General features: G+C 48.2%; 1 protein-coding gene. It reads right to left on the bottom strand.

Annotation, left to right across the window (positions count from 1 at the left end; genetic code table 11):
• Positions 1–461: 461 nt before the first annotated feature.
• On the bottom strand, positions 462–1,021 hold a 560-nt coding region (gene map, locus Q0614_RS06565; protein WP_298787435.1), incomplete at its 5' end, for a type I methionyl aminopeptidase.

Raw genomic sequence — 1,021 nt, 5'->3', positions numbered from 1 at the left:
CCTTGTACGAAGAGATGCGACGGCGCGCACTCTGCGTAGCGCGACATGTTTTCGCTTTAAAATCAAGGCGCAATCTTAGCCGCTTAAAGCTTTGAGCTTGCTTACTTGCGCGCCTTTACGCTTCAAATTTTACAGCTAAATTTTAAAGATACGGGGGAGGGGGGGGTAGTAGAATTGGGCGACGGAATTTTAAGGCTAAATTTTAATTGAAAGCGAATCTATGAGCGAAACTACAAAACGAGGCTTTAAAAACAGAAAGCATGAGCTAAAATCTCGGCTTTTAAAATTTCTAGTGCGATAGGTTTCAAAAGGCTTTTGGATAAAAATTTATGCATGAAGCGGCTGAGGTAAAATTCCAAGACGCGAGCGATGTAAAATTGTCGAAAGCTAAGCGCAGGCGGAATTTCGCACCGACAAAGTGAAAAATTTTAACTAGCTCAAGTCGCCTTTTGTGCGAAAATCTATGCGATGCTTAGGACTTCTACCTTGTCGTCGAAAACAGCCATGCAGTGCTCATAGTGGCTAGTGCGGAGCCCATCCTTGCTTCTCGTACTCCACTTATCCTCGGCGATAACCGGCGTGCCGTCCTTTTGGCAGATCATCGGCTCGATGCAAAAGACCATGCCGTTTTTGATTTTGGGGCCTGATTTTGGATTGTTGCCCTCCAGATAGTTTGGGATCTCAGGCTCTTCGTGTGGGTGCTTGCCGATGCCGTGACCGCAGAAGCCGTATAGCGGCACGAAGCCGCGCGCACGGATAAATTTCTCGATCTCGAAGCTTAGCTCTTTGAAGTGCATCCCTACCCTGATCGTTTTGATGGCAAACTCCAGCGTATCCTTACTGCATGCGATAAGTTCCTCGTCGGCTTTTGAAATTTTACCGACGGGCAGAGTGCGTGCGCTGTCGCCGAAATATCCGTTTAGTTTCGAGCCCAGATCGACGCCTAAGATATCGCCCTCTTGCAGGATCGTTTCGTCTGGGATGCCGTGGATGATGACCTCGTTTAGCGAGAGGCAGGCGG

Origin of the sequence: uncultured Campylobacter sp. (assembly GCF_937997595.1) — a bacterium.
Taxonomy (GTDB): domain Bacteria; phylum Campylobacterota; class Campylobacteria; order Campylobacterales; family Campylobacteraceae; genus Campylobacter_B.
The sequence above is the reverse complement of the archived record's forward strand: the minus strand, read 5'-3'. Positions and strand labels throughout refer to the sequence as shown.